This window comes from Nocardioidaceae bacterium SCSIO 66511 (assembly GCA_023100825.1).
Taxonomy (GTDB): Bacteria; Actinomycetota; Actinomycetes; order Propionibacteriales; family Nocardioidaceae; genus Solicola.
In genome coordinates, this window is the sequence record CP095846.1 from 745,755 (window position 1) to 768,362 (window position 22,608).

Annotated in this window: 25 protein-coding genes, 1 pseudogene and 1 riboswitch; of the genes and pseudogenes, 10 read left to right on the forward strand and 16 right to left on the reverse strand. The window is 67.1% G+C overall.

Translation table 11 applies throughout. From position 1 onward, the window contains the following. Positions 1-3 precede the first annotated feature (3 nt). The 7 genes from MU582_03515 to MU582_03545 form a co-directional block, all read right to left on the reverse strand. The gene (locus tag MU582_03515) at positions 4-792 is read right to left on the reverse strand and encodes an exodeoxyribonuclease III (GenBank protein UPK75722.1); all 789 of its coding nucleotides are present in this window, start codon (positions 790-792) and stop codon (positions 4-6) included. 66 nt (positions 793-858) lie between these two features. Next, positions 859-1,245 carry a monovalent cation/H(+) antiporter subunit G gene (gene mnhG / locus MU582_03520; protein UPK75723.1) on the reverse strand — a complete coding sequence of 129 codons (387 nt, stop codon included), beginning with the start codon at positions 1,243-1,245 and terminating at the stop codon, positions 859-861. Further along, positions 1,245-1,523: a monovalent cation/H+ antiporter complex subunit F gene (locus MU582_03525; GenBank protein UPK75724.1), complete on the reverse strand. Its 279-nt coding sequence runs from the start codon at positions 1,521-1,523 to the stop codon at positions 1,245-1,247. Before MU582_03525 ends, mnhG begins: the two co-directional genes overlap by 1 nt. Then, on the reverse strand, positions 1,520-2,113 hold the full coding sequence (locus MU582_03530; GenBank protein UPK75725.1) for a Na+/H+ antiporter subunit E: 594 nt from the start codon (positions 2,111-2,113) through the stop codon (positions 1,520-1,522). The genes MU582_03525 and MU582_03530 overlap by 4 nt, the downstream gene beginning before the upstream one ends. Next, a complete protein-coding gene (locus MU582_03535) occupies positions 2,110-3,681 on the reverse strand; it encodes a Na+/H+ antiporter subunit D (protein ID UPK75726.1) in 1,572 nt (523 codons plus the stop codon). The genes MU582_03530 and MU582_03535 overlap by 4 nt, the downstream gene beginning before the upstream one ends. Beyond that, the gene (locus MU582_03540) at positions 3,678-4,139 is read right to left on the reverse strand and encodes a Na(+)/H(+) antiporter subunit C (protein ID UPK75727.1); all 462 of its coding nucleotides are present in this window, start codon (positions 4,137-4,139) and stop codon (positions 3,678-3,680) included. The genes MU582_03535 and MU582_03540 overlap by 4 nt, the downstream gene beginning before the upstream one ends. Next, positions 4,136-7,045: a Na+/H+ antiporter subunit A gene (locus tag MU582_03545; GenBank protein UPK75728.1), complete on the reverse strand. Its 2,910-nt coding sequence runs from the start codon at positions 7,043-7,045 to the stop codon at positions 4,136-4,138. The genes MU582_03540 and MU582_03545 overlap by 4 nt, the downstream gene beginning before the upstream one ends. A 175-nt stretch (positions 7,046-7,220) precedes the next feature. Between MU582_03545 and MU582_03550 the strand changes: the two genes are divergently transcribed. The 3 genes from MU582_03550 to MU582_03560 all read left to right on the forward strand — a co-directional run bounded on the left by MU582_03550 (position 7,221) and on the right by MU582_03560 (position 9,159). Continuing rightward, a complete protein-coding gene (locus MU582_03550) occupies positions 7,221-7,922 on the forward strand; it encodes a vitamin K epoxide reductase family protein (GenBank protein ID UPK75729.1) in 702 nt (233 codons plus the stop codon). Between the two features lie 73 nt (positions 7,923-7,995). Then, a complete protein-coding gene (locus MU582_03555; protein ID UPK75730.1) occupies positions 7,996-8,328 on the forward strand; it encodes a hypothetical protein in 333 nt (110 codons plus the stop codon). 204 nt (positions 8,329-8,532) lie between these two features. After that, positions 8,533-9,159 (forward strand): histone deacetylase, encoded by a 627-nt coding sequence (locus MU582_03560; protein UPK75731.1) that lies wholly within the window; start codon positions 8,533-8,535, stop codon positions 9,157-9,159. A gap of 42 nt (positions 9,160-9,201) precedes the next feature. On the opposite strand, the gene MU582_03565 is transcribed toward MU582_03560, so the two are convergent. Then, positions 9,202-10,713 (reverse strand): HNH endonuclease, encoded by a 1,512-nt coding sequence (locus tag MU582_03565; GenBank protein ID UPK75732.1) that lies wholly within the window; start codon positions 10,711-10,713, stop codon positions 9,202-9,204. Between the two features lie 341 nt (positions 10,714-11,054). Then, positions 11,055-11,238: riboswitch (cyclic di-AMP (ydaO/yuaA leader) on the forward strand. Positions 11,239-11,373: 135 nt separating this feature from the next. Between MU582_03565 and MU582_03570 the strand changes: the two are divergent. Beyond that, a pseudogene (locus MU582_03570) lies at positions 11,374-11,601 on the forward strand (transglycosylase family protein). A gap of 168 nt (positions 11,602-11,769) precedes the next feature. After that, complete coding sequence (locus MU582_03575; GenBank protein ID UPK77101.1) at positions 11,770-11,865, forward strand: hypothetical protein; 96 nt, start codon at positions 11,770-11,772, stop codon at positions 11,863-11,865. Positions 11,866-11,940: 75 nt separating this feature from the next. Here MU582_03575 and MU582_03580 read toward each other — a convergent pair whose 3' ends face one another. Beyond that, positions 11,941-12,525, reverse strand: a complete 585-nt coding sequence (locus tag MU582_03580; GenBank protein UPK75733.1) for a TIGR03086 family metal-binding protein — start codon at positions 12,523-12,525, stop codon at positions 11,941-11,943. A 127-nt stretch (positions 12,526-12,652) separates the two neighbouring features. Here MU582_03580 and MU582_03585 point away from each other — a divergent pair, with 127 nt between their 5' ends. Beyond that, complete coding sequence (locus MU582_03585) at positions 12,653-13,750, forward strand: FAD-dependent monooxygenase (GenBank protein UPK75734.1); 1,098 nt, start codon at positions 12,653-12,655, stop codon at positions 13,748-13,750. Between the two features lie 73 nt (positions 13,751-13,823). On the opposite strand, the gene MU582_03590 is transcribed toward MU582_03585, so the two are convergent. From MU582_03590 to MU582_03600, 3 genes are all read right to left on the reverse strand, one after another. Then, a complete protein-coding gene (locus MU582_03590; GenBank protein UPK75735.1) occupies positions 13,824-14,756 on the reverse strand; it encodes an SH3 domain-containing protein in 933 nt (310 codons plus the stop codon). Between the two features lie 102 nt (positions 14,757-14,858). Then, positions 14,859-15,284, reverse strand: a complete 426-nt coding sequence (locus MU582_03595) for a pyridoxamine 5'-phosphate oxidase family protein (GenBank protein ID UPK75736.1) — start codon at positions 15,282-15,284, stop codon at positions 14,859-14,861. A gap of 104 nt (positions 15,285-15,388) precedes the next feature. Continuing rightward, positions 15,389-15,838, reverse strand: coding sequence for a MarR family transcriptional regulator (locus tag MU582_03600; protein UPK75737.1), 450 nt, complete (start codon positions 15,836-15,838; stop codon positions 15,389-15,391). A gap of 76 nt (positions 15,839-15,914) precedes the next feature. Between MU582_03600 and MU582_03605 the strand changes: the two genes are divergently transcribed. Next, a complete protein-coding gene (locus tag MU582_03605) occupies positions 15,915-16,787 on the forward strand; it encodes an NmrA/HSCARG family protein (protein UPK75738.1) in 873 nt (290 codons plus the stop codon). 47 nt (positions 16,788-16,834) lie between these two features. Here the strand turns inward: MU582_03605 and MU582_03610 are convergent, their stop codons facing one another. Next, entirely contained in the window at positions 16,835-17,179 is a 345-nt protein-coding gene (locus MU582_03610) for a cupin domain-containing protein (GenBank protein UPK75739.1), read from the reverse strand. A gap of 182 nt (positions 17,180-17,361) precedes the next feature. On the opposite strand from MU582_03610, the gene MU582_03615 reads away from it, so the two are divergent. Genes MU582_03615 through MU582_03625 form a run of 3 tightly spaced genes read left to right on the forward strand, consistent with a single transcriptional unit; the run spans position 17,362 to position 19,868 of the window. Further along, positions 17,362-18,606, forward strand: coding sequence for an acyl-CoA dehydrogenase family protein (locus MU582_03615; GenBank protein UPK75740.1), 1,245 nt, complete (start codon positions 17,362-17,364; stop codon positions 18,604-18,606). Then, positions 18,603-19,637 carry an NADP-dependent oxidoreductase gene (locus MU582_03620; protein ID UPK75741.1) on the forward strand — a complete coding sequence of 345 codons (1,035 nt, stop codon included), beginning with the start codon at positions 18,603-18,605 and terminating at the stop codon, positions 19,635-19,637. Before MU582_03615 ends, MU582_03620 begins: the two co-directional genes overlap by 4 nt. Before the next feature lie 15 nt (positions 19,638-19,652). Beyond that, positions 19,653-19,868, forward strand: a complete 216-nt coding sequence (locus MU582_03625) for a hypothetical protein (protein ID UPK75742.1) — start codon at positions 19,653-19,655, stop codon at positions 19,866-19,868. Positions 19,869-19,873: 5 nt separating this feature from the next. Here MU582_03625 and MU582_03630 read toward each other — a convergent pair whose 3' ends face one another. The 3 genes from MU582_03630 to MU582_03640 form a co-directional block, all read right to left on the reverse strand. Beyond that, entirely contained in the window at positions 19,874-20,188 is a 315-nt protein-coding gene (locus tag MU582_03630; protein UPK75743.1) for a hypothetical protein, read from the reverse strand. A 102-nt stretch (positions 20,189-20,290) separates the two neighbouring features. Then, a complete protein-coding gene (locus MU582_03635) occupies positions 20,291-21,802 on the reverse strand; it encodes a HAMP domain-containing histidine kinase (protein UPK75744.1) in 1,512 nt (503 codons plus the stop codon). After that, positions 21,799-22,533, reverse strand: a complete 735-nt coding sequence (locus MU582_03640) for a response regulator transcription factor (protein ID UPK75745.1) — start codon at positions 22,531-22,533, stop codon at positions 21,799-21,801. The genes MU582_03635 and MU582_03640 overlap by 4 nt, the downstream gene beginning before the upstream one ends. Positions 22,534-22,608 lie beyond the last annotated feature (75 nt).

A 22,608-nucleotide genomic window follows, 5' to 3' on the forward strand; every position in this document is an offset into this window, starting at 1 on the left:
GCGTTAGTCGAGGTCGACGATCACGGGTGCGTGGTCGCTCGCGCCTTTGCCCTTGCGCTCCTCACGGTCGATCGCCGCATCGACCACGCGGTTCTCGAAGGCCGCCGAGCCGAGTATGAAGTCGATGCGCATGCCGCGCCGCTTCTGGAAGCTGAGTCGGGTGTAGTCCCAGTAGGTGAAGATGCCCGGGCCAGGTGCGTACGGGCGTACGACATCGGTCAGGCCGGCGCCGAGGACCGCCTGGAACGCGTCGCGTTCGGCATCGGAGACATGCGTATGGCCTTCGTACGCCGCCATTTCCCAGACGTCGTCGTCGTGGGGCGCGATGTTCCAGTCGCCCATCAGCGCAAGCGGCAGGTCGGCGTCGTCGGCGAGCCACTCGGCGGTCGTCGTACGCAGCGCGGCGAGCCAGTCGAGCTTGTACTGCAGATGCGGGTCGTCGAGCGCTCGACCGTTGGGTACGTACAGACTCCACACGCGTACGCCCGCGCAGGTGGCCCCGATGGCGCGCGCCTCGGCAGCGGGCCGGTCGCCCCAGCCCGGCTGGCCGTTGAAGCCGATGGTCACGTCGTCGAGGCCGACCCGGGAGCACAGCGCGACGCCGTTCCACTGGGAGAGCCCGTGATGAGCAACGGAGTACCCGAGCTCATTGAAGCGATCTGCGGGGAACTGGTCGTCGCGGCATTTGGTCTCCTGCAACGCAACGACGTCGACGTCGCTTCGCGCGAGCCAGTCGGTCACCCGGTCGATTCGGGCACGGATCGAGTTGACGTTCCAGGTAGCGATGCGCACGCCGAGACGCTATGCGATCGCGCAGACAGCAAGCTCCCCGGGCTCGCGGACCCGACTCGCTGATCGCTATCCCTCGCCACCGGCGGCGTTCTCACCGGGCCGAGGCCGCTGCTCCGAAAGCCGCGGCGTCAGCTCGTCGACCAGCAGCAGGTCTTCGCGGATGGGCGTCTTGCGGAACGCCGTACGCCCGACCATATGAGAGGAGACCGGCGCAGTCAGCAGCTGGAAGGCCGCGACCAGCGCGAGCATGCCGATATCGGTCGGACTGCGCAGACGGAGGCCGAGGCCGATGACGATGAGAATGAGACCGAGCACCTGCGGTTTGGTCGCGGCGTGCATCCGGGTCAGCAGGTCGGGGAACCGAAGCACCCCGATCGCCGCGACGAGAGCGAGGAATGCTCCGACGAGCAGGCAGATCGCGGCGAGTACGTCGAGGAATCCGTCCCAGTCCATCAGTGATCCTCCCGGCTCTCACGCGCGGCGAATCGGGAGATGCTGACCGATCCCACGAAACCGACCAGCGACAGCACCACCAGGATCGGCAGCGTGGTCGAATGCCGGTTGAAGGCTGCGTCGACGGCAAGTCCGGCAACGATGGTTGCCGCGAGTACGTCCATGCCGACTGCGCGGTTGAGCATGGTCGGGCCGAGGGTCATCCGGATCACGGCCAGCAGCGCCGCGAGCGCCAGCATCCCGCCGCAGATCCACACGAAGTACGCGGACTCGATCATCGGCTCTCCTCCTCCACCAGACGGCGGTACGCCGCGAGGTCAGCGTCGGTCGCGAGGGCCTCGACAACGCGGCGTTCCTGTTCCAGCACGGTAGTGCGCGCCCGCTCCACCTCATCACGATCGTGCACATCGAAGACGTGTACGAACAACACGTTGCGATCCTCGGCGTTACCGACGCCGAGGTTGCCGATCGGGTCGACCTCGATCAACAGGCTGCCCGGGACGAGCGAGGTCAGCTCGGCGGTGAACGTCGTGAACAGATCGGAGCGCGACCGCAGGCGTACCTCGATCAGGGCGTTCATCGGGGTATGGCCGAACCGCAGCGCTTGTACCGCCACCTGAACGCTCGCGACGATCACGTCGTACGCGAACCGCAGGAGTAGCCGAGTCAGCGCAACGGGCCGGATCCGGATCGACTCGGCCAGCGGCGGCAGCGGGAAGAACGCGAGGACAACGACGGCGATGAGAATGCCCGAGACGATGTTGAGCGCGTTGATCTCGCCCCACAACAGCACCCAGACCAGGGTCAGGACCAGCACGATGTGCCACTGGTCGACCGAGTGGCGAAGGTTGCGTCTGATGGCGTTCATCGCTCGGCCGCCTCCTGTACGGCGGTGATGTACGGCGTACGCTCCCGAAGTTCGTCGGCCGATCGCTCGGCGAGACCGAACAACGGCCCGGCGGCGACGGTGAACGCGATACCGACCGCAACGAGCAACGCGGTCGGTACGACCAGGCTCAGAGGCAACCTCGTCGTACGCGCACCACTGTCGACCAGGATGCCGTCGCCTCCGTGTAGGGCGGCGTCGGTGGGTGCGTCTGTCACGGAGTCGGGTGGCGACTGCCAGAACGCGCGGTTCCATGCTTTCGCCATCGCGTACAGAGTCAACAGGCTGGTGACCACGGCCCCGGCGACGAGTACGTACGCCAGCCAGGTGCCCGCTTCGGCACCTGCCTGAAGCAGCGCCACCTTGCCCAGGAAGCCGGAGAACGGTGGGATGCCGGCGAGGTTCATCGCCGGGATGAAGAACAAGATCGCGAGCACGGGCGACAGACGCGCGAGCCCGCCGAGGAGGTCGAGGTTGGTGCTGCCCCCGCGGATCTCGACCAGGCCGCTCACCAGGAACAGCGTCGTCTGCACGGTGATGTGGTGGATGACGTAGTAGATGGTGCCCGCCAGCGCGATCGGGCTGTCGAGGGTCGTGGCCAGTGCCAACCCGAAGATCATGTAGCCGATGTGACTGAGCAACGTGAACGACAGGAGTCGTTTGATATCCGACTGCGCGACCGCGCCCAGGATGCCGATGACCATCGTCAACAGGGCGGCGATGAGCAGCAGCCCTTCGAGTGGTGAGTCGGGGAACAGCAGCGTCTGCACGCGGATCATCGCGTACACGCCGACCTTCGTCAGCAGGCCCGCGAACACCGCCGTCACCGGTGCCGGTGCGGTCGGGTAGCTGTCGGGCAGCCAAGCGCTGAGCGGGAAGACGGCGGCCTTGATGCCGAACGCAGTCAGGAGCATCAGCTGCAGGATCAGCGTGACCCCGTCGGGCAGGTCGTCGATGCGCGATGCCAATGATGCGAGGTTGATCGTGCCGGTGGCGGCGTACACCATCGCTATCGCGATCAGGAAGAGCACCGACGACAACAGGCTCACCACGATGTACGTCGTTCCGGCGCGTACGCGCGCCGGGGTGCCGCCGAGGGTGATCAGGACATAGCTGGCGGCGAGCAACACCTCGAAGCCGACGTAGAGGTTGAACAGGTCACCGGAGAGAAACGCAATGGAAACTCCGGCGACCAGCACGAGGTACGTCGGGTGGTACACCGACAGGGGAGTGTCTCGGCCGTACTCGACGATGCCCTGGCCGAGCGAGTACGCGAGCACGCACAGGGTGACGATGCTGGATACGAGCAGCAGCAGCGCCGACATCCGATCGGCGACCAAGCTGATGCCGAGATCGCCCCACCCGCCGACGTCGACGACCTGCGGGCCGCTCGCATCGGTCTTCCACAGCAGTACGCCCGAGATCGCCACGACGACGCCGAGTACGGCGAGGCTGACGATGCGTTGTGCGCGCGCCGAACGCCCGAGCACGAGGCAGATGCCGGCGCCGAGCATCGGGAGCATGACGGGCATCGGGACGAGTGCGTTCACGTGCGTCCCTCCGATGACTCGGCGGTGGTTTCGTCGCTGCCTTCCTCGTCGGCCACGCCACCTTCGCTGTCGTCGAAGGAGGTCGACGCCTCATCGAGTTCGGCGAGACGCCGGATCAGCGCATCCTCGACGTCGTCCTGCACGTCGTCGTTGCGGTTCAGCTGCCACGAGCGATACGACATGGCGAGCAGGAATGCGGTCATACCGAGGGTGATCACGATCGCCGTCAACACCATCGCCTGCGGGAGGGGGTCGCTCATCTGCTCGCGCTCATCGCCGACGCCGACGATCGGGGCGTACCCGGCGCGTCCGGACGCGACCAGGAACAGCAGGTTGGCGCCGTTGCCGAGGAGCAGTACGCCGATCAGAATGCGCGACAGGCTGCGTTCGAGTACGAGCGGAACGCCGGCCGCGAAGAGCGCGCCGATGGTGACGATCAGGGTCAGGTTCGCACTCATGCCTGGCTCCCCACTTCGGCGACGTCGTCGGAGGCTCCCGACGGCTCGGTCGACTCGGGGTTCTCGCCGTGGCGGTCGATACCGCCGCCGAGGCTGCGGAGCACATCGAGCATCAGCCCGATGACGACGAGATACACGCCGATGTCGAAGAACAGCGACGTGACGAGGTGGATGTCGCCGAGAAGGGGCGGGTGCAGGTCGACGACCGCGCTTTGCAGCACGTCACCGCCGAATGCCAGCGGCGCAATCGCGGCGACCATCGCGATCGACAACCCGAGACCGAGGACGACGCCCGCATCGATCGGCGCGGCGTTGTCGAGCTCGTGTCGGCCGCCGGCGAGGTAGCGAACCATCAGCGCGAGTCCGGCGATGAGCCCCCCGGCGAACCCGCCGCCCGGAGCATTGTGGCCGGAGAAGATCAGGTAGATCGAGAACACGATGATCGTGTGGAAGACCAGCCGGGTGACGACCTCGAAGACCAGCGACCGCCGGTCGGTACGTAGCAGCGGCCCAGCGGCGAGCCAGCGGCCGGTCGCCGCCGGTGCATCGTCCTCCTCGTCGCGCTGCGGCAGTCGCTGGACCCGACCGGAGCGGCCGGTGATGAGGAAGATCAGGCTCGCGACGCCCGTCGCCGCCACCACCAGTACGGTGAGCTCGCCCATGGTGTCCCAGGCGCGGATATCGACGAGTGTCACGTTGACGATGTTCTTGCCGCCGCCGTACTCGACGGCGTGTTCGGCGAACTCCTCGGAGATCGGCGCCGCGGTGCGGCTGCCGCTTGCGACGAACGCGATGCCGGAGGTGACCAGACCGACGGCGACGCCGAGTGCGACCCGCCACCAGCGGCTCTTCGACAGTGGCCGGCTGGAGAAGTACGGCGGCAACCGCCGCATGACCAGGACGAACACGACGAGGGTGACGGTTTCGACCAGGATCTGCGTCAGCGCGAGATCGGGTGCTCCGTGCAGGATGAACAGCAGCGCGGTGCCGTAGCCGGTGACGCTGACCAGGATCACCGCGCGCAGGCGGCGACGGGAGCGTACGGTCAGCACGGCCGCGCCGACCATGATCGCGGCGATTACGGCCTGCGCCGGGGTGTCCCACAGGTGATAGTTGCCCGACCAGTCGCCGTTCACCGCCAGCGCAGTGCCCGGGAGTAGTACGAAGGCCACCAGGATCACACTCAGATAGACCGGGAGCGATCCGCTCTGGGAGCGACCAGTCGTCTCGACGGCGAGCCGATCGACCGAGCGCATCACCGCGCGGTAGGCGTGCTCGGCGTCCAGGCGGCTCGGCCATCCCCAGTGCAGAGCGGCGACGCGTCGGCGCTGCCAGAAGAGCACGACGCCACCGACGACCGCCGCCGCAGAGATGGCGAGTGCGCCCGTCCAGCCGTGCCACAACGAGAGGTACGGCTCGTGTGCTCCGGCCGGGAACTGGTCGGCGTACGGTGCCAGCACCTCGGTCTCGGGATGTCCGAGAAAGCCGAGGGCAAGGCTCGAGACGCCGAGCAGCACGGGTGCGAACACGAACATCGGCATCGGGCGACGCTTGCCGGCCGGTGCCTCGACGCCGGGTTTGTCGGCGAACACGCCCCAGAGGAAGCGCGCGCTGTACGCGACCGTCAGAAGGGAGCCGAGGAACAGGCCCACGATGATCGCGACTGCGAACCAGCCCTCGAACCCGGTGCCTTCGCCGTTCTCGGCAATGTCGATGAAGGCGCCGTAGACGCTCTCCTTCGCGACGAACCCGGCGAGCGGCGGCAGGCCTGCCATCGATGCCGCTGCGAGCAGCGCGGTGCAGAACAGGACCGGCATCCGGGCGCGCATCCCCGTGAGCTCGCGTACGTCACGGGTGCCCGTGCACCTGTCGACGACACCGACCACGAGGAACAGCGCGGACTTGAACAGCGCATGCGCAACGATCATCGCGACGCCGGCGAGCGCGGCCGCACGAGTGCCCACCCCGACGATCACCATCAAGAAGCCGAGCTGGCTGACCGTTCCGTACGCGAGTAGCAGCTTGACGTCGTACTGCCGTAGTGCGCGTACGCCGCCGAGCACCATCGTGAACACGCCGAGAACCAGCAGCGGTTCGCGCCAGAGCGCGGTCGCCGCGAATGCCGGCGCAGCCGCCGCGACGAGATAGATACCGGCCTTGACCATCGCCGCGGCGTGGAGGTACGCGCTGACCGGTGTCGGAGCGGCCATGGCACCGGGCAGCCAGAAGTGGAATGGTACGAGCGCCGACTTCGAGATCGCCCCGATGAGCAGCAGCCCGACGCTGACAGTGACGAGGGTGCCGGTCGGCGGATCTGCCAGCAGATCGGTGAGCCGGTACGACCCGGTCGACTCGCCGATCAAGATGACTCCGGCGAGCATCGCCAACCCGCCGAACGTGGTCACGATCAGGGCGGTCATCGCTGCGCGGCGGTTCGCCTTGCGCTCCGGGTTGTGGCCGATCAAGAGGTAGGAGAGGACTGTCGTGAGCTCCCAGAAGACGTACATCAGGAGCAGGTTGTCGGAGAGGACGAGTCCGAGCATGGAGCCGGCGAACGCCGTGAACACGGCCGTGAAGCGCCACAGTGCCGGGTCGTCGGGTCGGAAGTACGAGGCGCAGTAGACGAGGACGAGCGCGCCGACGCCGGTGACGAGCAGCGCCATCATCCAGGAGAGCGCATCGAGCCGGAAGTCGAGACCGAGGCTGATCAGGTCGACCCAGCGGTAGCGTTCCTCGTGCGTCACCCCGCTCGATCCGACGACCGAGCCGGTCTGGCTCACCACCCAACCGAATGCCACTGCGGGTACGACGGCCAGGACGTAGAACGCTCGGCGATCAAGGAGCCGGACGAGCCCGGGCGCGACAGTGGCGGCGGCGAAGTGCAGGGCCAGCAGGACGACGATCATGGCGGCGTAACCGCCGGCGCACCTCGAAGGGTAGACGTGACGGTGCGTCTGAGCATCGTCTGTCTCCTGGTCGCCGAGTCCATCCGACGGTCATTCTACGGGTGGTGCGTCGGCTCGGCAGCGCATGGTCGTCCCGGGTTGACGCGGGTTTGGCGTGGTATTGGATGATGGTGCGGTGACTGCAGCAGCCAAGGACACCGAAGCCGACGTTGAGCCGGACGCCGAGGACGAGTTCGCGGCGTACGACGACGAGGACTTCGATCCCGACGATCGCGGCGTACCGGCGATGCCGGTGCTGCCGTGGCTCCTACTGATCGGCGGCGCGGTCGGGCTGGTGAGCTCGTTCGTCCTGACGCTCGACAAGATCAAGCTGCTCGAGGATCCCGGCTTCGTACCGAGTTGCAACATCAACCCGATCATCAGCTGTGGCACGGTGATGGCCCGCGAGCAGGCTGAAGCGTTCGGGTTCATGAATCCGCTGATCGGTCTGGTCGGCTTCGGGGCGGTGATCGCAGTCGGCGCTGCCATGCTCGCCGGAGGGCGGTTCCGTGCGTGGTTCTGGATCGGCATGCAGCTCGGCGTGACGTTCGGGATCGTCTTCGTACATTGGCTGATCTTCCAGACGATCTATGACATCAACGCCCTCTGCCCGTACTGCATGGCCGTCTGGGTCGTCACGGCGCCGATCTTCCTGTACGTCACGCGGCGAAACCTCGCCGAGCTGGCGCCGCGCCTGTCGGGTGGCGGTCGCAAGGTCGTCAACGCGATCGTCGACTACCACGCGCTGATCCTGTGCCTCTGGTTCATTTTCGTGCTGGTGCTGATCATCGAGCACTTCTGGTACTTCTGGTCGCTCGGCCCGAGCCACTGGTTCTGAGCGGCTGCGAAGCAACGGCGCGGGCATAGCGTGTTCGCCGTCGGACCCGTCCCGTCGCTGACATGATGTGACAATGAGCGACGATCCCGATCCGACCCGCCGCTATGAGTCTTATCCGCCGCAACAGCAGTACGGATACCCGCCACCGCCCAAGCGATCGAAGGCCCCGGTCGTCGTGGCGGTCGTCATCACGCTGCTCGTCGTCGCGGTTGCCGTTCTGGTGTTTCTGCTGATCAGCGATGACTCGGACGACTCACCGGTCGATGAGGACACTCCGTCGCAGACCACGCCCAGCGATTCGGAGCCGACGAGCGATCCGACGACGGAGCCGACAACAGAGCCCACGACCGAGGAACCGACCGACGATACGGTCGAGCCGACCGAGACGACGGAGGACGGCGAGTAGACACTCGCTTAGGCCGGTGTCCTGCTGATCTCTGCGGCGTCGGTGCCCGTACCGCCGACGAAGTGCATCGGGTCTCCGCTGCCGAGGTCGAGAATCGCGCGTAGCCGGTCTGGCGATGACATGCGACCGTCCTCGCCCCATTCGACGGCGCGGCGCCTGATTCTGCTTGCGCAGTCCGAAGGTGCGGTCGGTACGGTCAGTGACGTGACCCATGATCCGCAACGCCCGGTCTGGTACGTCGCCTACGGTTCGAACCTGGCCGCCGATCGATTCGGCTGCTACGTCAACGGCGGCCGCCCGGCGGGCAGCGCCCGCGACTACCCGGGATTCCGCGACCGTACGCCGCCGCGCTCGGTACGGCCGATGACGGTACCCGGCGGCATCTTCTTCGCCGGTGAGTCGCGGGTGTGGACCGGCGGCACCGCGTTCTTCGATCCGGAGAGCGACGGGATCGTCGCCGCGCGGGCGTACCTCATCACGGCCGAACAGTTCGTCGACTTGGCGGAACAGGAGATGCTGCGACCTCCCGGGGCCGATCGAGATCTGTCGGTCGTACTCGGCACGGGGCGGCATTCGTACGGCAGCGGCCGGTACGAGACGCTGCTCGGCCTCGGTGAGATCGAGGGCATTCCGATGCTGACGGTCAGCGCACCGTGGTCGGCATCGGCGGCCAGTTTGAGCGCACCCACCGGCGACTATCTGCGGATGATCGGCCGCGGTCTCGTCGAGGCGCACCAGTGGGATGAGGTACGCGCCGGCGCGTACCTCGCAGGCGCCCCGGGCGCGTGCGGCACCTGGCAGGCTGAGCACGTCACTGCGTTACTGAATTGACCTGAAAGACGGGCTCAGGTCAATCCAGCTGGTGTGCGTTCATCAGGTGCGGGGTGGGGCGAGGTCGCAGAGGTTGAGGCGGGTGATCGTGTAGGTACGGCCGGGGAGGTCGTGGAGTCGGCCGTGCCGTCGGTGCCGCTGGTGTTGTCGGTCGGGTGGTCGTGGCGGCGGTGGTCGTCTTTCGACGTCGGTTTCAGCAGCCGCGTGGCGGATTCTTGCGATGAGGTCGCGGACGCGTTGTTTCGTGATGCGGGCGTGGTCGTCGATGACGGCGCCGGTGGAGCGGTGGAAGGTGAAGCCACCGTGGCCGTCGTGCCGGATGATGAGCTTGTTCTGATGCACGAGGTGGTGGCAGCCGCCGCAGATCCCGACCAAATTCGACAGGTCGGTACGCCCGCCGTCACGGTTCCACCAGTCGACGTGGTGAAACTCCAAGAACGTCGATCCGCAGCCGGGATTGGCGCAGATGCCGTCTTGGCGGGCGGTGATCGCTTTCCGCTGCGCTGTCGTGGCGAGCCTGCTGGTGCGCCCGACGTTGAGGACGTTGGCCTGCGGGACCGTGCCGCCGGTGACGCCGTGGGTGAGGATGCCCGACATGTCGGCGCCGCAGGTGAGGTAGCCGAGGAGCTGGGGCCCGATGGGGCCGAACCCGACCAACGTGGCCGGACGTGCACCAGGCAGGCGCAGCAGGGTTTCGAGGTCGGCGAGGACGAGCAGGGTGGTGTCGGCACGTCGGCGTGGCTTCGACGGCTCCTGCCCGGACTGCTGCTCTTCCCGCTCACCGGGCTGCTCGTCGGCGGACTGCTCATCTGAGGGCTGCTGCTGGTCGGGCGGGGGTGGGGTGATTTGGTCGTCGAGCATGCGTCCGAGTCCGTCGACTCGTCGGTCCGATGGTGCGCGGTCGTCGCCGTCGTATTCGGGTGCGGAGACGGTTTTGGCCCATTGGGCGAATTTTGCGCCGGTGACGGGGTCGAGCATTCCGGACACGTAGTAGCCGTCACCGCATTTGTCGACCCGGATGTCTCGTTTGTTCATGCCCCGCTGGTAGGCCTTATCGCGTTCTTCACAGTTCACGATGTCGTTGAGCTCGTTGATCGCGACCCGCAGATCACGGGGCTCGCACTCGCACGCGAGTGGGACGAGGACGTCTTGGAGGTCGGTCATGATGTCGGCGCCGACTTTGGTGACGCCGACGGTGAACTCGTCGACATGCGCGCCCCGAATCTGCCCGGCATCCAGAGCGGCCGCGACTTTCGGCAGGGTCTTCAGCGTTTGGCCGGCTTTGGTGTGCCGCCGCGACTCACCGAGCCCCATCCGCAGCTGCTGGCGGGCCCACCCGGCGACGGTGGAGGCGCCGTCGGCCTTGTGGGCCTCGGTCTCTTTGAGCTGCGCGAATAGGGAGGCGCGTACCCCGTCGAGGAGATCGAGAGCGGCTTGCAGGTCCCGCAGCGACTGGCACAGCTGCTCATCGGTCGCGAGACCAATGGCGTCGGAAGCGTCCGCAGCCTGACCCGCGAGGTCGCGGAGGCGGGTGTAGGTCTGCGGCTCGAACATGGAACCTATTGTATCGCAAGAATGTTCGATGAACAAGAGCTGGGAGGGTCGAATCGCCTTGTTTTAAAGGTGAAACGGGAAATGGAGCAGCGCGGAAACGGTGAAGGCGCCAACTGAAGTAGCGGGGAAGGTCGCGGGGAAGGCGGCCACCGACACGTACCCGGCGTCGTCGCCGCCAAAGAAGAGAACCGCAGCGAACGGGAACGACGAAGGAAGCAACCGAAGCGAACGGAAAGCGAAGAAGGAAGCAACCGAAGTAGCCAGCAACCCATCACCCTCCGTGACCTGTTTGGCTTCCCGCACCTCAACGCGTACCGTCGAGGGCTGCAAATCGCATAATCCGCGGCGGTGCGCCGAATCCCATCCCGTCGCCCGCGGATCCGTCTGAACACCGTGGGGATGGGAGCGGGGAACCCATGGATCCGGGTCTTCGTACAGCGAGACCCTTGGGGTGAAGCCGCATCGACGGCCGGGCGCTCTCCGCCCGAACCCGACAGCTAACTCCGTAGGCGTGGGAGAGGTATCTCTATGCGCTACATCCCTCGTCATCGTGCCGAGACCACCCGTCGTTCGCCGCGGGTCGCGGCTGCAACCGTCGGGGCGGCGGCCGCCGTCGCCGTACCTGTCGTCGGCGGTATGTCATCGCCGGCGTCTGCGGCCGATGAAAGCACCTGGGACCGGCTCGCACAGTGCGAGTCCGGCGGTGACTGGTCGATCAACACCGGCAATGGCTACTACGGCGGAGTGCAGTTCTCGGCCAGCACCTGGGCCGCGTACGGCGGCACGCAGTACGCCGAGCGGGCGGATCTCGCTTCCAAGTCGGAGCAGATCGCGATCGCCGAGAAGACCCTCGACGGGCAGGGCTGGGGCGCCTGGCCGGCTTGTTCGGCTTCGCTCGGCCTGAGTGAGGCCGACGCGGCGGGTACGCCGCCGTCGCCGAGCTCGGACTCGGACGGGCCGTCCCGCGACTCAGACCGGGCTCCGGTCGAGTCGAACGGTGGTACGTACACCGTCGAGTCCGGTGACACGCTCAGCAAGATCGCGCAGGCGCAGGGCATCGACGGCGGCTGGCGTGCCCTCTACAAGGCCAACAGCGACTCCGTCAGCGATCCGACGCTGATCTACGTGGGTGACGAGCTGCAGCTGCCGTAGTCGCAGCCCAGAACCCGAGCTGGGCCGGTGTCGTCGTGCAGACGGCACCGGCCCGGTCGTTTCAGTACGTACTGGTCACGGCCGCCAGGCCGGATCGCGACCCGCATAGCCGAGCGCGCGGTCGAACAACGGCGCGTCGGCGGGTACGTCGACGACGGGGCCGAACAGCCCCTCCCTGGCCGCCTCCTCGCCTGGCTTCGCCGACTCCTTGGCGAACTCGTATACGACCTGTGTCGTCACCGGGTCACAGCTGAACTCCTGGCCCGTTGCTCGCGCGAGGTCCCAGCCGTGCAGTACGAGCTCATCTACGGCGACGACGCCGGCGATCTCGCCGGGCAGCGTCAGCCCTCCGGCCGACGTCATACCCTCCCAAGCCTCGGGTGCGCGCCACGCGGCGACCAGCTCGTCGAGGCGGTCCGGCAGCTCGGTGCGCCAGTCGGGAGCGAGCCCATCTGCGAGTGCCTCCTGCGGCTCGATGGAGTCGCCGACCTTGTTCGCGGCATCTCGGAAGGCCTCCGATAGCCCGATCAGGTGTGCCAGCAGCGTCGAGACCGAATACTCCGGACACGGGGTGCGTCCGTCGAGCTGGTCGTCGCGTACGTCAGCGGCGAGATCGGCGACCTGTTGTGCGGCTGGTCCGAGATCGATCGGGTCCGGCATCTGCCCTCCTTGTGAGTGTCGGACCAGCATAGGGGCCGGCGCGCGTGTGACGCGCATCCCAGAGACTCGCCAAGTCACCTGTGGTCCCACTATAACTATAGTGAAACCACCGAAGGGGGAGTCAAGGATGAGAATCGCCGTCATCGGCGCAGGGATCGGCGGGCTGACCGCAGCCGCCGCGTTCACCCGTCGTGGTCACCAAGTCGACGTGCTCGAGCGGGCGTCCGAGATCCGAGAGGTCGGCGCAGGCATCTCCCTGTGGCCGAATGCGCTGGCCGCCCTCGACGTCATCGGCGCCGGCGAGCGGGTGCGCGAGCAGGGGCTACTCGTCGCCGACGCAGGCATCCGCGCCTCGAACGGCCGGTGGCTGTCACGCGTGGACGTTGCAGAGTTCGAGCGCCGGATCGGTTCGCTCGTCGTCATCTATCGGCCGCTGCTGCTCGACATTCTTCGAGAGGCTGCCGAACTGGCAGACGTCCACCTGGGTGTCGAGGTCCGCGGCGTGACGACCGACGGAGTGGTCACCCACTCCGGTGGCACGACGCGCGCCGATCTCGTCGTCGGCGCGGACGGCATCCGCAGCATCGTGCGCGGCTCGGTGTGGCGCGAGGCGGCCGCGCCGAAGTACGCGGGGTACGCAGCGTGGCGCATGGTCACCGAACCGATCTCTCTGGACAACGGGGGCGAAACGTGGGGTGCGGGGCGGCGCTTCGGCTTCGCACCGCTTCCCGACGGTCGGGTGTATTGCTTCCCGGTCGTGAACACGCCCGCGGGTCGGGCGCACGGAGGTCTCGGCGAGATCCGTCGGCTGTTCGGCGACTGGCATGCGCCCATCCCCGCATTGCTGGACGCGACCCGTCCGGACGCGGTGATGTACCACGACATCTACGAGTTGCCCGACCTCGCCACGTACGCCAGAGGGCGCGTCGCCCTGCTCGGCGACGCCGCGCATGCGATGACGCCCAACTCGGGACAAGGCGCGGGCCAGGCGATGGAGGACGCTGTCGTCCTCGCGGAGACGGTCACAGCAGGCAAGGGGCTGGAGGAGTACGACGCGCTCCGGCGCGAGCGTACGCAGCGGATCACCAAGCAGGCACACCGCATCGGTGCCGTCGCGAAATGGTCGTCGCCCGTGGCGGTGGGCGCGCGGAACGCGTTACTACGGGCGACGCCGAGCTCGACGGTCATGAAATCGCTCGAGCCGGTTGTCGGTTGGCGCCCTTAGGCTCCTCGAGAGGCCGCACATGCGGGCGGCGTTCGGTCGCGTGGGGGACGACCGAGCGCCGTCGGGGCGCAGGTCAGTAGACCGTGACGTGCACGTGGTCGTAGTGGTTGGCCGTGGTCGACCCACGGTCCTCCATCGGGCGCCACCCCTCGGAGGAGCGCTCGACGGTCCAGATCTGCTGCGACCACAGCACCTCGCTGACCCCGAGCGCGCCGGCGTTGGCGCGGGCGAAGTCGGCGATCTCGTCGCCGGTAGCGCCGGTGATCATGATGTCGATCGCCTGGCCGCTGCCGTGCTCGCCGCTGTCTCCCGGGCGCAGCCCGCCGTACGAGCTGACCTCCGGGAACTCCGCGCACACGGCACGGTGTACGGCGATCGCGTTCTCGGTGAGTCCGGACTCGACCGACGAGTCGTCGCAGGGCGCGTCGGACAGGCCGCCGGTGGAGGTGCCGGAGTCGTCGTCGGACTCTTCCTCGGGCTTGTCCTCGGAGAGGTACTCGGCGGTGACCCAGCGCGACTCACCTTCGTAGACGACCTCCGCCCACGGGCCGTCGGTCTCGTCGGTGACTGCGAGCTTCGTACCGGTGTCGACGACGGTGACGACGCCGTAGCTCTCGCCCGGCCCCTTGCGGATGTTCAGATCGGTGGTCGCGAAGAGCTTGCCGGTGGCCTCTGGGGGCTCCTCGGGCTCCTCGGCCTTCTCCGCGGGTGCCTTCTTGCCAGCGCCTGCGCCGGGCGCCTTCGCCGAGCTAGGCCCACCCAATGGCTTGCGCTCGCTGTTGCGGCTGGTGCGTTCCTCGCTGGTACGAGAGTCGGTTGCAGTCGTGTCGGAGTCGGTGCTCTGCTCGCCGGCGGCGGCCTGGGCCGACGGCTCGCCCTGATTATCAGAGGGGAGCTCGACCGCAACTGCGCCGATGACGACTGCCGCGAGCGTCGCAACGGCCGCGGGGGCGACCTTGCGGACGGTGCTGCGCTGTTTGGGTTGTTTGTGACGAGACGTAGCCACGAGGAATCATTCACCCACGATCGAAATCAAAGCGTTACCAGGGGCGCACACTACCGGGTCAATCCACATCAACACACCCCGGCGCGTCGCTTGACAGCAGATTCAGTGCTGCGCGCGCACCTGGCGACCCGTGATCGACTTGGGTTCGACCCGCAAAAACAGGCTTCGGGTGCCCGCAGCCCACGGGTTCGGGCGTGCTTCATCCCACAGTCGTTGAAGCTCGTCGGTCTGGGTGACAGCCGCGATTCGTCCGTGTACGACGACGCTCCAACCCGACTGGGTGAGGTCGTCGTGGTGGTCCACCTCGAACGCGACACCGTCGACGCCCGGGCCGAGCGCCGCCAAGGGTCCGTACGGCGAGGTGCGGATCAGCACGGCGTCACGGTAGACGTAGTTCACCGGAATGATCTCGATCCGCCCGTCGCCTGCGTACGCAAGCCTGCCCACGATGGCCGACCGGAGGTACTCCTCGCACTTCTCGCGGCTCACTTCCCGGAAGGTTCCGCGGACGATGTGGTCGTCTGCCATCGCTACTCCTCGGGTCGTACGTCGTCGAGTCGGCGGTGAGCTCGTCTCTCGGCGCGATGCTCACCCGACCAGCGTAGGCCGAGACGGGCGTCTACGGGCAGGTCTCAATTTGCGAGGTCCAGCCGACGCAGTAGTTTGCCGAGCACTCGCCGCAGATCGGCGAGGTCACGCTCGGTGAGTCGGTCGTCGAAGAGCTCCTCTCGAGCCCGTCTCGCGGCGCGACCACTTGCGCGTACGGCCGTGACGCCCTCGTCGGTGAGAACGGCGTACGTCGCGCGCCGGTTGGCCGGGTCGACCTCGCGGCGTACCCACCCCTGGCGCTCCAGTCGCTCCACCAGCCGGGTTGCGCCACTACGCGTGACCATCGCGCGTTCGGCGATATCGGACATCGTCAGGCGTCGGTCGACGTCGTTCGCCAACGCCCACATCACCTCGTGCTCGGTCGAGGTCATCCCCGACTCCGCCTCGACGCGGGTGCTGAGCTCAGTTCGGACCCGTGCGGTCGCCTGCTGGAGCTCGAGCCAGGCGAGTCCGCCGTCTCCGTCGCTTTGCATGAGCCGCATCGTACCAGTGACTTGACTCCGCAATGATTGCGTGCACAATAGTTGTATAAGCAATCGAGGAGGAATCATGACGGACGAACTGACGGTGCTGGTCACCGGAGCAACGGGTACGCAGGGCGGCGCGGTCGCCCGGGAGCTGCTGGCGCGTGGACACAAGGTCCGTGCGATGACCCGGCGGGTCGAGTCCGAGCGGGCAGCGGCGCTTGCCGAGTCGGGGGCGACTCTGGTGCCGGGAGACTTCGAGGACGTGGACTCGCTGCGACGTGCGGCCGCGGGGTCGGACGCCGCCTTCATCATGGGCACGCCGTTCGAGGTCGACACCGAGACTGAGACGCGGCAGTCGATCGCCGCGATCGACGCGGTCCGCGAGGCCGAGGTGCCGCATCTCGTGTACACCTCGGTAGCAAGTGCGCTCGACAACACGGGCATTCCGCACTTCGAGAGCAAGGCCGAGGTCGAGCGCCATCTGCAGTCCGTCGAACCGAACGCCGCCGTGATAGCGCCTACGGCGTTCCTCGGCGATCTCACCTCGTCCTGGTACGCACCGGGCCTGCGTAGCGGTACATACACGTTCGCACTCCCGGCCGACGTGCCGTTGCAGCATGTCACGGTCGCCGACATCGGTGCCTTTGCGCGGCTGGTGATCGAGGACGCGGACCGGTTCGCCGGCACTCGCACGGAGCTCGCGTCGGTCACTACGACCGGCGGCGAGATCGCGGCGAGACTGTCCGGGTGGCTCGGCACGCAGATCCGCTTCGTGGAGATCCCGATCGACGTAGTACGCGAGCAGATGGGTGCCGACGGACTAGCGATGTTCGAATGGTTCCGGGCGGGCGGCTTCACCATCGACGTCGAGCGACTGCACGCTGCGTACCCCGAGATCAAGTGGCACGACCTCGACGCCTGGATCGGGGGTCACGACCTGACGGCGCTGCGCTGAGCCTTCGTGTCTCGTGAGGTCGGGCTCGGGCACGCCGCGCGGCACGGTCAGTCCTCGAGCCACTCCGTGATGAACTCGTCGCTCGCGTGGATGTGGGTCGCGACATACCGCTCCGGGCCGAGCACGGCGAACTTGTGCGGTGTCCACGCGGGTACGACGAGCACGTGGCCGGCCTCGCCGATCAGCTGTTTGTCGCCAACGGTGAAGGTCGCCCGGCCTGCTCGGATGACGAACGTTTCCGCGTACGGATGCTGGTGCAGACGTGGCCCTGCGCCAACCGTGTCGGTGTCCTCGAAGATGATCGAGACGCCCGCGCCGTACGCGGCACCCTCGATGTTGTCGAGGATGCGCCCGTCGTCCCGGATGAGGCCGGTCGTCTCGATGATGTGCATGCCGTCACATTAACGGCCACGCTTGCTCGGGTGCCACTGACGAACGGTGTGCGAAGCGTCGAGACGGCCGACGCGCGTGGATTGGGTTGACTCCCCATCTGGCCCTCGGGCAAGGTGAGAGCCGCGCTAAGCAAGCGCTTAGAGATCGTTGCGGTCTCTCGGTCGATCGATGAGGAACGCTGATGGACTTCGGCTTCGATGCAAGGACAGAAGAGCTGCGGGCCAGTCTGCTGGACTTCATGGATCGTCATGTCTATCCCGCAGAGGCGGTGTTCCGCGACCAGGTGGCGAGCTTGCAGAACCCCTGGGCGTGGGATTCCGTGCCGGTGCTCGCCGACCTTCGTACCGAGGCTCGGCGGCGTGGACTGTGGAACCTCTTCCTGCCCGGCGAGCTCGGCGCCGGCCTCACCAACCTCCAGTACGCTCCGCTCGCCGAGATCACCGGCCGCAGCGGAGCGCTCGCGCCGGCGGCGCTGAACTGCGCAGCGCCCGACACGGGCAATATGGAGGTGCTGGCGATGTTCGGCACCGCCGAGCAGCGAGAGCGCTGGCTCGATCCCTTGCTGGCCGGAGAGATCCGCTCGGCATTCGCGATGACCGAGCCCGACGTCGCCTCGTCCGATGCCACCAACATCGCGACCCGCATCGAGCGCGACGGCGACCAGTACGTCGTCAACGGCCGCAAGTGGTGGATCACCGGCGCGATGAATCCGAACGCCCAGATCTTCATCGTGATGGGTAAGACCGATCCCGGTGCCGAACGGCATCGCCAGCAGAGCATGATCCTCGTCCCGCGTGATACGCCCGGGGTCGAGGCCGAGCGCGGCATGGAGGTCTTCGGGTACGACGATCGGGATCACGGCGGCCACGCCGAGATGTCGTTCACCGACGTACGCGTACCTGCGTCCAACCTGATCGGCGCAGAGGGCGACGGTTTTGCGATCGCTCAAGCTCGGTTGGGCCCCGGCCGCATCCATCACTGCATGCGGTCGATCGGGCTCGCCGAGCGGGCGATCGAGCTGATGTGCGCGCGGGCCGAGGAGCGGGTCGCCTTCGGCAAGCAGATCTCCGAACAGGGCGTCGTACGCGACTGGATCGCGGAGTCGCGCGTACGCATCGAGCAGCTGCGGCTGCTCGTACTCAAGACCGCTTGGCTGATGGACACGGTCGGCAACAAGGGAGCGCACACCGAGATCCAGGCGATCAAGATCGCGACACCGGCGACGGTGCAGTGGATCCTCGACAAGGCCATTCAGGTGCACGGAGCCGGCGGCTTGTCGCAGGACTTCCCGCTTGCCGCGGCGTATGCGGGTATTCGTACCCTGCGGTTTGCCGACGGCCCCGACGAGGTACACAAGAACGCGCTCGCGCGCGCCGAGCTGCGCACGCAGGCGAAAGCACGTGACGAACGAACGGAGACGCAGTGACCTCCAGTACCCAGATCCGGCTGGCCGCAAGGCCGCTTGGTGAGCCGTTGGACTCCGACTTCGAGTTCGTGGAGACCGAGCTACCCGAGCTGGCCGACGGACAGGTGCTGCTTCGTACCGTCTACCTGTCGCTCGACCCGTACATGCGCGGCCGGATGAGCGCGGCCAAGTCGTACGCGAAGCCGGTCGAAGTCGGTGACGTGATGGTCGGTGGCACCGTGTGTGAGGTCGTGGAGTCACGCTCACCGCGGCGGCAGGTCGGTGACATCGTCCTCGCGTACTCCGGCTGGCAGACGTACGCCGTTGCGGACGCTCGCCATACGCGTCGGCTCGACCCCGGCGCCGCGCCCATCTCTACGGCGCTCGGCGTACTCGGAATGCCCGGCTTCACCGCGTACGCAGGGCTGTTGGCGATCGGGCAACCGCAGCCGGGGGACACCGTCGTGGTCGCGGCGGCGACGGGGCCGGTCGGCTCCGCGGTCGGCCAGATAGCGAAGGTCAAGGGTGCTCGTGCGGTCGGCATCGCGGGCGGATCCGAGAAGTGCCGGGCGTTGGTGGACGAGTTCGGGTTCGACGCTGCCGTCGATCACCGCTCACCCACGTTCGACGACGACCTCGTGGCTGCGACACCCGACGGCGTCGACGTCTACTTCGAGAACGTCGCCGGGCCGGTCGGCGCGGCCGTTGTGCGTCGGCTCAACAAGTTCGCCCGGGTGCCGGTCTGCGGGCTCGTCGCGAACTACAACGCAACCGAGCCGCCGCAGGGCACAGATCACCTGCCGGGATTCCTGAACGCGATCCTCACCCTGAGCCTGACCGTGCGCGGCTTCATCCAGGACGAGTTCGTACCCACGCATCACGACGACTTCCTGCGTGAGATGGCAGGCTGGGTCGCGGACGGGTCGGTGCGCTATCGCGAGGATGTCGTCGAGGGTCTCGAGAAGACGCCGGAGGCATTCCGTGGCCTGCTGGCCGGCCGGAACTTCGGCAAGCTTCTCGTACGAGTCGGTGACGACCCGACAACCGACTGACATAGGGATGACGGGATGGCTACTGGGATATCGGCGAGGTTTCTGACAGTAGTCGACACGCTCCCGCTGGCTGAAGGGTCGCGGGTACTCGAGATCGGCGGGGCTCCGGGTGCGGCGGCGCGCGAGGTCGCGTCCCGCATCGGACCCGCAGGGCACATCCTCGTCGTCGACCGTTCGCGAACCGGTATCGAGCGTACGAACCGCCACTGCGCGGCCGAGATCCGGCTCTGATCGGGTCAGACGCTTCCGGCGCGTTCGATCACAAGGATCCGCGCCTCGGGCGCCGGCTCGGCGACGTGCTCGTCACCGACGTCGACCACACAGACGCGACCGGGCGTCAGATGCTCGCTGCGTTCGCGACCCTGGGTGTCCCGGTACCTCATGTCGACCGCGCCTTCGAGCACCGCGAACACCTCGGGCCCGTCGTTGACATGCCATACGTACGGTTCGTCGGTCCAGTGCAGCCGAACTGTCGCATTGTCGAACTCGGCCAGGTCGTGGGCGCCCCAGGCGCGCTCCGCCGTGAACGCGGCAGCGTCGAGAAATCTCACGTGGCAACGCTGACACCGCGCAGCTGCTTGCACAGTAGGAAGAAGTGACAGTTCTCCCCGAGATCCCGCCAAATCCGAATCTTCCGGATGGTCCGTCGCGGGTCAGCGGGCCGCCGGCCGGCAGCTACCGGTCGGGCGCAGGGATCCGGCTCCCGAGAATGTGTGCGCCGGAATCCGGACGGTGAACGTGGTCATCCCGGGGCGGCTGTGCTGGTCGACGTCTCCTGCATGTGCGTGTACGACGGCGGCGACGATGGCGAGCCCGAGGCCGGTGCTTCCATGGGAGTGGGAGCGACTGGTGTCTGCGCGGGTGAAGCGTTCGAAGAGCTGCGCGGCAAACTCATCCGGGATTCCCGGGCCGTTGTCGGTGACGGTGAGTACGGCATCGCGGCCTTCGAGGGTCAGGCGGGTCCGTACAGTCGTGCCGGGTGGAGTGTGGATCGCTGCGTTACGCAGGAGGTTCGCGAGGACCTGGCGCAGACGCGCCTCGTCGCCCGTGACGTAGATGGGCTCGCTGGAAAGCGCAACCGTCCAGGAGTGATCGTGAGCAGAGACCCGTGCGTCGTTGACGCCGTCGATGACGAGCCGGGTCAGGTCGACTGGCTCCGCGGCGAGGGGCCGTCCGGAGTCGAGTCGGGCGAGGAGAAGGAGGTCCTCGACGAGGTCGGACATCCGGGTGGACTCTGCCTCGACACGCGTGATCGCGTAGCGCAGGTCGTCGGGAACGTCCGGGTAGCGGCGCCGGGAGAGTTCGGCGTAGCCGCGGATCGACGTCAGTGGAGTCCGTAGCTCATGGCTGGCATCGGCGACGAATCTGCGTACGCGCATCTCGCTCTCATGACGCGCCTGCAGGGCGACCGCGAGGTGGTCGAGCATCTGGTTGACGGCAATGGCGACCTGGCCGGCTTCGGTGCGACGGTCATCGACGTGTGCCCGCGCGGCAAGCATGACATCTCCCTGTTCAAGGGGGAGTTTCGAGATCGAGGTCGCCGTCGCTGTGACGCGTTCGAGCGGCCTCAGGGAGCGGCGCACCATCCGGCCGCCGACGAAGACTGCCCCGCCGATTGCGGCGACCGTCAGGACACCTTCGAAGATCAGCAGCTGGGTGACGGTTTCGCCGATGGAGTCCATGGGCAGCGCAACCACGACGGTGTCGGTTCCGTCGGATCCATCGACAGTTACGGCGACGGCGCGGTAGCTGCCGTAGCCCTCAACATCGACGGAATGGGGCTCGCCGTCACGAGCGATGTCGGCGAGGTCTTCGGTGGCAGCCGATGACAGGGCCTTGGGCCGCGGGTCGTTCTGGTCGGCGAGGATGAAGCCGTCCGCCTCGTCGCCGCTGATCCGTACGTTGATGGTGCCGACCGTCTCCCCGCGACCAGGCTTCGAATCCGCGGTCGGCGGCGGAACATCATCGGGAATGACTCCAGCGATGGAGCCGGCACGCTGTGCGCTCTTGTCCAGATCGGCGTCCAACCTGTCGACGAGGAACTGTCGCGAAGCGAAGGTGGTGAGGATCGCGATCGCAATGCACACTCCGGCAACGAGCGCGGCGATGCCGTACGCCAGTCGGCGCCGCAGCGGCCACCCGCGGGTCAGACCACGGAGCCTCATTGGGCAGTGGGTCGCAGCACATACCCGGCACCGCGTTTGGTGTGGATCATGGGGTCTCGACCGGCGTCGATCTTCTTGCGCAGGTAAGAGATGTAGATCTCGACAACGTTGGCTTGCCCGCCGAAATCGTAGTTCCAGACACGGTCGAGAATCTGGTCCTTGGACAACACCCGGCGGGGATTGCGCATCAGGTAGCGCAGCAGTTCGAACTCGGTCGCGCTGAGCTCGACGGACACGCCTTGGCGGGCGACCTCATGCGACTCCTCATCGAGCGTCAGATCGCCTACGACCAGGACGTGCTCGCTGGCGGGCTCGTGCATGCCGATACGCCTCAGCAGGGCCCGCAGCCGCGCCACGACCTCCTCGAGGCTGAACGGCTTCGTTACGTAATCGTCGCCTCCGGCGGTGAGGCCGGCCACCCGGTCCTCGACTGCATCCTTCGCGGTCAGAAACAACACCGCAACGTCCGGTCGCTCAACGCGGATCCGACGCAGAACCTCCAACCCGTCGAAGTCGGGCAGCATCATGTCGAGCACCACGAGGTCCGGACGGATCCGATGCGCAGCGGCGACGGCATCGGATCCGGTGCCGGCCACGGTGACTTCCCAACCCTCATACCGCAGGGTCATGGCGAGCAGCTCGGCGAGGTTCGGTTCGTCGTCCACGACGAGCACGTGCGCCGTGCGTTCGTCACTGCGTGCGGTAACCGACTGATTGTCTGCGTCCTTCACCGAACCAGCCTCTCTGCGTACCCTGGCAGAATCCCCAGAGGATCCTGTGAACCAACTGTGACCAGCAAGTCCGTC

What these genes read in the sequence shown, in the direction of transcription:
- MU582_03525 (UPK75724.1), bottom strand. Translation starts at nt 1,523, where the DNA reads ATGATCGAGTCCGCGTACTTCGTGTGGATCTGCGGCGGGATGCTGGCG.
- MU582_03635 (UPK75744.1), bottom strand. Translation starts at nt 21,802, where the DNA reads ATGAGGCTCCGTGGTCTGACCCGCGGGTGGCCGCTGCGGCGCCGACTG.
- MU582_03585 (UPK75734.1), top strand. Translation starts at nt 12,653, where the DNA reads ATGAGAATCGCCGTCATCGGCGCAGGGATCGGCGGGCTGACCGCAGCC.
- MU582_03600 (UPK75737.1), bottom strand. Translation starts at nt 15,838, where the DNA reads ATGCAAAGCGACGGAGACGGCGGACTCGCCTGGCTCGAGCTCCAGCAG.
- MU582_03615 (UPK75740.1), top strand. Translation starts at nt 17,362, where the DNA reads ATGGACTTCGGCTTCGATGCAAGGACAGAAGAGCTGCGGGCCAGTCTG.
- MU582_03610 (UPK75739.1), bottom strand. Translation starts at nt 17,179, where the DNA reads ATGCACATCATCGAGACGACCGGCCTCATCCGGGACGACGGGCGCATC.
- MU582_03565 (UPK75732.1), bottom strand. Translation starts at nt 10,713, where the DNA reads ATGTTCGAGCCGCAGACCTACACCCGCCTCCGCGACCTCGCGGGTCAG.
- MU582_03555 (UPK75730.1), top strand. Translation starts at nt 7,996, where the DNA reads ATGAGCGACGATCCCGATCCGACCCGCCGCTATGAGTCTTATCCGCCG.
- MU582_03540 (UPK75727.1), bottom strand. Translation starts at nt 4,139, where the DNA reads ATGAGTGCGAACCTGACCCTGATCGTCACCATCGGCGCGCTCTTCGCG.
- MU582_03530 (UPK75725.1), bottom strand. Translation starts at nt 2,113, where the DNA reads ATGAACGCCATCAGACGCAACCTTCGCCACTCGGTCGACCAGTGGCAC.
- mnhG (UPK75723.1), bottom strand. Translation starts at nt 1,245, where the DNA reads ATGGACTGGGACGGATTCCTCGACGTACTCGCCGCGATCTGCCTGCTC.
- MU582_03625 (UPK75742.1), top strand. Translation starts at nt 19,653, where the DNA reads ATGGCTACTGGGATATCGGCGAGGTTTCTGACAGTAGTCGACACGCTC.
- MU582_03605 (UPK75738.1), top strand. Translation starts at nt 15,915, where the DNA reads ATGACGGACGAACTGACGGTGCTGGTCACCGGAGCAACGGGTACGCAG.
- MU582_03545 (UPK75728.1), bottom strand. Translation starts at nt 7,045, where the DNA reads ATGATCGTCGTCCTGCTGGCCCTGCACTTCGCCGCCGCCACTGTCGCG.
- MU582_03595 (UPK75736.1), bottom strand. Translation starts at nt 15,284, where the DNA reads ATGGCAGACGACCACATCGTCCGCGGAACCTTCCGGGAAGTGAGCCGC.
- MU582_03580 (UPK75733.1), bottom strand. Translation starts at nt 12,525, where the DNA reads ATGCCGGACCCGATCGATCTCGGACCAGCCGCACAACAGGTCGCCGAT.